The following is a 7,577-nucleotide window of genomic DNA, read 5'->3' on the forward strand; positions in this document are numbered from 1 at the left end:
TGGCTTTTCGCTCATCTGACTACATTACCATATTTTTCGGCTCTCAATCAACTATTTTTTACCTGAATCCTTACGCTAAAGCTTATCTCACGGGCGGTATTGAGGCGAATGCTAAGTTAGACTTGCTCGACGTGGGCGAAGACCTGAGCAAGGGCACCAGTGGCGATGGCAAAATTCATGCCTCAGAAATTACTTCCGGTATCAGTAATCCGCTGAACCTGTTTGAAGTCAATGGCGATGTCAAAGCCGCCCTAGATTTTAAGGCTGATTATCGCTCGGTCAAATTGAGCTGGACGGAACTCCCTAAGGTTACATGGAACACAGCTTACGAGAAGCACCTGGGTGAAATCAAACTGGCTGACTTCCGATTGGGAAGTGGTTCGACGCGCAAGAGTCGTGCCATTGACGGTTACATAACGGGTGGGCAAGTCTTCTTTGATGCCAACTTCAATGGGGTGCGAGATGATAATGAACCCTTCGCCTTTACTAACCCTGATGGCAGCTTCGACCTCACAATAGAACTAGAAAAGTTTGACAAAAATCAGGATGGCAAGATCGACTCTACCGAAGGCAAAATTATTATGACCAACGGGATAGATGTCTCGACCTATTTGCCTCTAGACACTCAGTTGTCTTCTACTCCCGAGTCAGAGGTGGTGACACCTTTAACTACCGTCATCGCTGAGTTAGCCCAGCAAGGTACTAACCCTGAAACTGCTGAAACTCAAGTGAAATCGGCGCTGGGGCTGCCGGCTGATGTTGATTTGGGCAGCTACGATCCGCTAGAAGCAATTACTCAAAACGATCCGAACGGGTTAGCTGTTTATGCCGCCCACGCCAAAGTACAAAATACCATTGTCTTGGTAACTAATTTAATTAGCGGTGCTTCAACCACTGCTAAAAATGAGATTGCCGATCGCATTATTTTCACCCTTGCCAACCAAATAAAATCTGGCACTCTCGATTTAAGCAATCCAGCACAATTGCAGACCATTATTCTGTCGGCGGCAGGCGAACTGCTTTCCCCGCAAGTATCTCCCATTGCCTCCGATGCTGCAAAAATTATTGCAGAGGGCAATCAGCGGATTAATGCGATCGCATCCAGCAATTCCTCGTCTTCAGATGCAGCCACCGAAATAGCCCGCGTACAAAAAGTCGAACAAGGCGAAGTCGCCAAAGACTTGCAGCAAGTAGCAGCAGGAAGTAAAACGATTCAGCAGGCGATCGCAGAAAATACAGGCGCATCCCTAAATACCCAAATTCAGTCGGCGACAGTTAACAACCCTACTGTCCGCAATACTGTAACAGATGATTCCAGCGCACCTTCAAATCCCGAAGAACCCTTCCCCGATAGCGGTATAGAATTAGTCAAAGATGGCCAAAACACTGTCGAAAGCACTGATGGTGATGATACCCTAGTCGGTAGCGCTGCTGATGATTTGTTGCGCGGCAAAAAGGGAAATGATTTCCTGTTTGGCCTTGATGGCAATGATTGGATCAACGGCAATCAAGGCAACGACTTGATCGATGGCGGAATCGGCGACGATACTCTCTACGGCGGTAAGGGTTTTGATACCTTGACAGGTGGTGCTGGCAATGACTTCATTTCTGGCAATCGAGGCGAAGATATCCTCATGGGTGAAAAGGGCGACGATACCCTCTACGGCGGTCAAGGCAATGATATTCTGCTAGGAGGTGAAGGCAACGATTACCTCAGCGGCGATTTGGGAGATGATACTTTGATTGGAGGCTTGGCGAGCGATCGCTTCTTACTATCTATTGATGCGGGCATCGATACTGTTGCCGATTTTGAAGATGGCAAAGATTTGCTGATTCTCGGTAATGGAGTGACTTTCTCGCAATTGGCGATTACTGAAAGTAATGGCATAACTCAGATTAGTTTTGCCTCAACCGGAAAAGTTTTTGCTTCTCTAACTGGGGTATCTTCGAGTCTGATTAGTGTCGCCGATTTTGCCTCAATCTAATAGCAAGTAGTCGCAGATAACCGTAGTTATCTGCGACTCTCAGAAATTGGCGCTAACACTTAAAAACTAGAGAGTATATATACTTACCAGCAATCGTGATCAATTACAGTCAATCTCCGGAACCAGGCTAGACTTGGACGCAAACATATTCAGTAGAATTAATCTATATTGCCACGACGTTCACCAATAAACATGGCTATAGTTATACTTACTGATTTTCGCATTTCTGGGGGTATTGAATCCTACTCAATAAGGACTCAATACCCTCTTGCTGCTAAAGGCGAAGCGTGTTATAGCCAGAGGATCTCGGAGGAATTATCATGAACCTAAATTTAGATACTATTTTCTCACCGCTGATGAACCCGGCCCTGAATGAGTTTCAGGCTTGGGCTTTGCAAAACCCAGAGGAGGGCCTCAGCAAAACGATGCTGCCCGCGATCGCCCTAATTGAGGGTTTAATTGCCAACGAACCCACCTATTTGCAAATCAAACGGCTGGCTTTCGGGGCTAATTTTTGCTGCGCGGGACAAGTGGTGATGGGAGAATTTGCCACACTCGAAGCAGCACTCACATCGCCCCAGGCGCGCGGATGGAGGCTGGGTACTTCTGTGCTCGATCCGGATCTCTCCCCCAACCAAGATGTCGGCGGTAGGAACCTGTTTTTGCTGTCTTTGTCCGATCGCGAACCAGACGGTAGCAGCAACCACGCAGCCTTCCGAAGCTGTATGCAGAAGTATCTCTTCAACAGTGCGACAACCACTCGCCAAGGAGACGAAATCAGCAGACGGTTACTCGATCGGCTAGCAGCAGATTATACCGAGATGCCGCACGGCGCGGGGGGAGCGTTTTTTACGGATGTGAAGCGCGGTTGGATGGGATTTTTAGTCCCATACCTGCACTACGTAATTTTTGGGATTAACCCAGATGACAAGCCTGCGATCGAACTTCTCACCGATTTACACTACATCCGCCAAAGCCCCGCGCACTACTTCGCCGTCGCCGGCAGCCTGCTGCAAAGCCTGAACCTGTTTGGACACGGGGATTTGTCGGCTCTCATCGAGCGCGCGGCGACGATTTACGAAAATTCTCCCGCTTTAGCCGACTTCGAGGAGAACTCGGAAAACAACGGGATGACTAGGCGGGAATTGGCGAAGCTGATGACAGCGATTATGGGGATAGCGGGACTGCAAGGCCCCCTGCACCTAGGTTACACGGCTATGGGATACCGCCCTCTCCCCGCGTATAAAGGAACACAGACGGCTGAAATTAATCCGACTGAGTTTTGGGACGATCTCGATTTGGACGATCGCCAGTCGATCGAGCTTTTCCTCCTGGAATGTGCGCGCCTCTGGGCTCCCGTCAGCGCCACCCACCGAGTCGCCACAGAGCCATTTACCGCCACGGTAGGGGGCAAAGAACGCACTTTCCCCGCCGGCACCAAGGTACTGATACCGCTCAGTCTAGGGCTGCTTGACGGGAGTTTCTGGGGCTCTACGGTGTACGAATTCAACGCTAACCGCGAGAATTTGTGCCCTTATCATATGGGTTTTCATGCGGTGGGCGATCGCAGCGCGGGACGGATTTGCCCCGCTAAAGACGTTGCAATGAATATGCTGGTGGATGTGATGAGTACAGTTGGTAAAGTTCGGCGATCGTAACAGGCAAGATGCCTGTTCCACAACACATCAAATTGCTTGTGGAATGTCCCCCCGGCCTTGAAAAGAAGTCCACCTTCACAGACTAATAAATAAAGGGGGTATCTAACCTGACAGGAAATCACAACTATTTTCGAGGTTAAATAATACCATGTTAATCGAAACAAAGAAACTAAAAGACATCGCAACTTGGATGAAACCAGAACATCCACCCGAATTTCCCGAAGCCCTCCAAGGTATCTTCTTTATGGACGGGAATATTTTGCCAGACTATTGTCTGACGATGTACAATTCTGAATGGAATGCTAACCAACGAACGTTATTGCTGCGGATTTATGATCCAGTTGTCTGGACATTTCATTCATCAATGGCGGGACGGATGTTACTTTATGCCGTCAAATTTTCTCGCTTCAGCTACTTGTTCCGCTTCTCAGATTCAACTTTGCAGCACGGGCACATCACGCCGATCGTGTTTGGATTGTCTGTACCGCCGTGGCTGATGGATTTTTTGATCGATCGAGATCCGAACACTCCGAATGGGGATATTTGGGATCGCAGAAACTCGTTTTTCGGCAGAGCTCCTGAAAAAGGCTATACACTCCGCAGAGTTGTCAAGAAAGATGGAAACCCCACATCAGCGTTTCCAGATTTTCTGTCGAAAGTTGGCAGTGATTGTTTAATCATTGCTCAAGAATGAAAAGATTTAGGTTTAGGAAAACTACAAAACCCGCTTAATTCGGCGGGTTTTTGCGATCGCAGCGGCGGGATTTGAACCCGCGACTCCCAGTGCGATCGCCCTTTCACAGCAAAATTCCCGAAAAACAACCGAAATGGCGATCGGCATCTATGACATAGCTTTCTGTATAATACACAAAGACATAGACGACAAAATTTGTGCATTCTATTAATTAAAATGAAACCAAAAACTTCACAAGCTCCTATTGCCAATAAAATCAAAAAATGGGTTCAAACAGCCAAAGAAGTTGAAAAAACTCGATTTGCTATATCCATAACCAGGCTGACAAGTATCAAAAGTTTGTGCACAGAAGATCGAGTTGCCGCCGAAAAATTTGCGCTCTACATTGCTAAACGAGTACAACACCAGATGAATCAGGCTACTTGTCCCGAACACTACCCTCAAGAAGAATGGGAACAGCACAAACAGGTAGTCGATGAGGCGATCCCCCTAATGGAAATTTACTTAGAAAATCCTACTGATGAAGGCACGCAATCTATCTATAGGTTATTGAGAACAATTAATGACCTACAAGGGGACGATCGTCGTAATGTTCACTGGGCAACAGTACATTTTGTCCGCAGTGGATATTTATTGAAATTAGACTATGCACTGCGTTGTTTCGTAGACAACGATTTTCCCTATTGGATTTATAAACTAGCTAGAGAATATGTAGAACGTTATGCCCCGCAGTATGGTTCAGGTATAACTCCTGAATCTATACCGATGTTGTTAGAAGTAGCAGAATTTTGGTGTCAGTATTATTTTGATCGAAGTTTGAGTGAGAAATTTCCTGGTTTTGTCTAAAACCAGCTTCTTTGCTTCGCCTTGATTCAGCTTGTTTATTTTGGTAGTGCGATCGCACCGCGCACACTCCTAAACGCGATCGCAAAAGTCTTGCTACACAAAAATGTTGCGTTTGTTTTCACGGGCGTGTTTCTCCTTACTTTTCCCGTTAAGTATGATTTGTAGCAAGAAGCCAGCCCTGGCACAGATCACGTAAATTTGACCAACCTCGCCAGAGGACTTGAATCCCAATTGGAGATTTACGCCGATGTTGAAGATAGCCTCCAAGATAAGCAACCGATTCCACTGCCCAGGCAACCGTTAACACAGGCGGAAATTTTGGGAATCTCGCCTTTAAAACTTGAATTTGTACTGGACTTAGAATTTCAACCGCAGGAGAATCAGGTTGATTACGATGTAGATAAGTAATCTGTAAAAGCTCGACGGCACAAACACTTAAAAAGCCTAACAAGGGCTTCATACCCTCAGCAGCAAGTCTGTAGCGCTCACACTTACAGCCAGACTTAAAGATTTTATGATAATCTTCCACCCGCCAACGATAAGTATACCAACGCAGAATCTTGAGGGCAGTTTCGATATCTTCTACGACTTCGGTAGTTAGAAGCATCCATTCTAAAGGTGTTTCGCCTTCTGGGCAATTAATTTCAGTTGCATAAACAGCATAAACTTGTAATGAATCACGATTATCAAAGCGATAGGGAACTCGTAGCTGAACTTGAGAGAAGCGCACTGCCAATGAAGCTATCCTTCCCTGACGTTTACCAGTTTCTGGTACTTTGATTTCCTGCTCAAATCTGCTCGGTTGCGATTCCAATTTTTTCCACAGACGTTCGCTATTCTGGTCTAGACTACGGTCATGAGCTGCACGTACTAATACTCCTGTATGTTTCAGTTGACGTGAAGAGTCGAACACTTCAGTAATATCTCCTTCTCGGTCGAAAACATGAATTACTCGGGTGCTATTACTGACTTCATGCTCGACTTCGGTCATCGCTTCTACCCATCGATAAGACTCTTTTTCTTCAAATGGGCGTTGACGAGCAGCTTTTCGCGCTAAAAGCTGTCGTTGTTTTTTGGCTGCTGCGGTTTCATCCTTCGGTGGCTTTTCTTTGTGCTCAAGGGTTCCATAGCTTTTGCCATAACAGTCCCATTACTTGTCCTTGTTCGGGAGTGAGCGCCAAGGCACTATGTAAAATTAATCCGTTGCCACCGTTGCCTGTGGGCCCATATCCTTCCCTTTTGGCTTTGATGCTGCCATAATCGAGAAAGGTGGTATCTCCTACGGATAATACGACTTCATATTCTTCCACGGCTTCACAGGTCATTTGACAGTGAGGTTTAATTATTCTGTCAAATTTTGTTTTGCTGTTGGCAAAAACTCATAAGCTCTTTTTAGCTCGTTTGCATTTGAGAATATTTCTGACAATCCTTTCCCAAACCCTTGGCTTAGGGCTTGGCCGATTGCATAGGCTCTATTGTTTAATCTCTCATCTCCTAATTCACAAGTTGCAAAATTTTTCTCCCACCAGTTCAACATTTTTGCCTGCCTTTACTTGATTTTAACCAGATTATATCACCATCTACCCCTTTTGCCTAGAATGACCTCCTACTCTACCTTTCAGAGATGCCGTGAAAAGTAAGGTGTTTCTCAGGTGCGTCGCTATTCAATTGTCGATCGTTCTTTGGGGATTTTCTGCAAGCGACGCACCCTACGGCTATTTATGCGCCACCCTGTACAAGATTTGCTTTCGGAGTTCGTCAGCCATCAAGATTAATGGCGGACAAACGAGCAGTATCAACCATTGCACGGGAGATAGCGGTGCAGTGGCAAAGATTTTTTGTAAGGCTGGAACATAGATAATCGATAGAATCAGCGCCCACTCAACAGCAATCCCGAACCAAATCAAACGGTTGCTAAAAAAGCCTAAGCGAAAAATCGAGACGCGCTCACTGCGGCAAGCAAAAACGTTGCCATCCTGACAAGCAACGATCGCAGCTAATGTCACAGTCGTTGCTTGATGATAAACTGCCATCTGGGTAGCATTCGCCGATCGTGCCAGAATGGTCGAATTAATCGCCTGCAACTCCGTAATTCCGTAGCCATTTGCCCACCAAACCAACAGAAAACCTGTCATTCCTGCCAACCCTTCCAGCAATCCGAGAAAGCAATAGGCACGCAGCAATAAAGACATATCCAGCAAGGGTTTTGACTTGGGGCGGGGTTGTGATAGTTGCTCTGGAAAAGTTGGGGCTGCTGCCCTTGGTAATTTGTTGCAATAGACCTCTTGCAAAATAATTTTATGATATAATAGAGAGTTTTACTGGATTGAATCCCAACTCTTAACTTATTTTTACTCTTGCCTTGCTAGAAACAGGATAAGATACTAGAAACTT

General features: G+C 46.2%; 8 protein-coding genes and 1 pseudogene. 4 read left to right on the top strand and 5 right to left on the bottom strand.

The window, feature by feature from the left end:
- The 3 genes from QUB52_RS28095 to QUB52_RS28105 form a co-directional block, all read left to right on the top strand.
- A partial coding sequence (locus QUB52_RS28095; RefSeq protein ID WP_332975559.1) for a calcium-binding protein occupies positions 1–1,985 on the top strand: 1,985 nt, incomplete at its 5' end.
- Positions 1,986–2,305: 320 nt separating this feature from the next.
- Complete coding sequence (locus QUB52_RS28100; protein WP_332975560.1) at positions 2,306–3,643, top strand: cytochrome 450; 1,338 nt, start codon at positions 2,306–2,308, stop codon at positions 3,641–3,643.
- Between the two features lie 148 nt (positions 3,644–3,791).
- Positions 3,792–4,337: a hypothetical protein gene (locus QUB52_RS28105; RefSeq protein ID WP_332975561.1), complete on the top strand. Its 546-nt coding sequence runs from the start codon at positions 3,792–3,794 to the stop codon at positions 4,335–4,337.
- 21 nt (positions 4,338–4,358) lie between these two features.
- Here QUB52_RS28105 and QUB52_RS28110 read toward each other — a convergent pair whose 3' ends face one another.
- On the bottom strand, positions 4,359–4,484 hold the full coding sequence (locus QUB52_RS28110; protein ID WP_332975562.1) for a hypothetical protein: 126 nt from the start codon (positions 4,482–4,484) through the stop codon (positions 4,359–4,361).
- A gap of 69 nt (positions 4,485–4,553) precedes the next feature.
- Between QUB52_RS28110 and QUB52_RS28115 the strand changes: the two genes are divergently transcribed.
- Entirely contained in the window at positions 4,554–5,183 is a 630-nt protein-coding gene (locus QUB52_RS28115; protein ID WP_332975563.1) for a hypothetical protein, read from the top strand.
- A gap of 148 nt (positions 5,184–5,331) precedes the next feature.
- Here QUB52_RS28115 and QUB52_RS28120 read toward each other — a convergent pair.
- The 4 genes and pseudogenes from QUB52_RS28120 to QUB52_RS28130 all read right to left on the bottom strand — a co-directional run.
- Positions 5,332–6,234: pseudogene (locus tag QUB52_RS28120) on the bottom strand (IS4 family transposase); the annotation flags it as partial.
- A gap of 64 nt (positions 6,235–6,298) precedes the next feature.
- The gene (locus QUB52_RS29370) at positions 6,299–6,508 is read right to left on the bottom strand and encodes a hypothetical protein (protein ID WP_442923235.1); all 210 of its coding nucleotides are present in this window, start codon (positions 6,506–6,508) and stop codon (positions 6,299–6,301) included.
- Between the two features lie 17 nt (positions 6,509–6,525).
- Complete coding sequence (locus QUB52_RS28125; protein ID WP_265239878.1) at positions 6,526–6,720, bottom strand: IS4/Tn5 family transposase DNA-binding protein; 195 nt, start codon at positions 6,718–6,720, stop codon at positions 6,526–6,528.
- A 178-nt stretch (positions 6,721–6,898) separates the two neighbouring features.
- Positions 6,899–7,474 carry a cation-translocating P-type ATPase C-terminal domain-containing protein gene (locus QUB52_RS28130; RefSeq protein WP_332968598.1) on the bottom strand — a complete coding sequence of 192 codons (576 nt, stop codon included), beginning with the start codon at positions 7,472–7,474 and terminating at the stop codon, positions 6,899–6,901.
- Positions 7,475–7,577 lie beyond the last annotated feature (103 nt).

Source organism: Microcoleus sp. A6-C6, from assembly GCF_036705955.1.
Lineage (GTDB): Bacteria > Cyanobacteriota > Cyanobacteriia > Cyanobacteriales > Microcoleaceae > Microcoleus.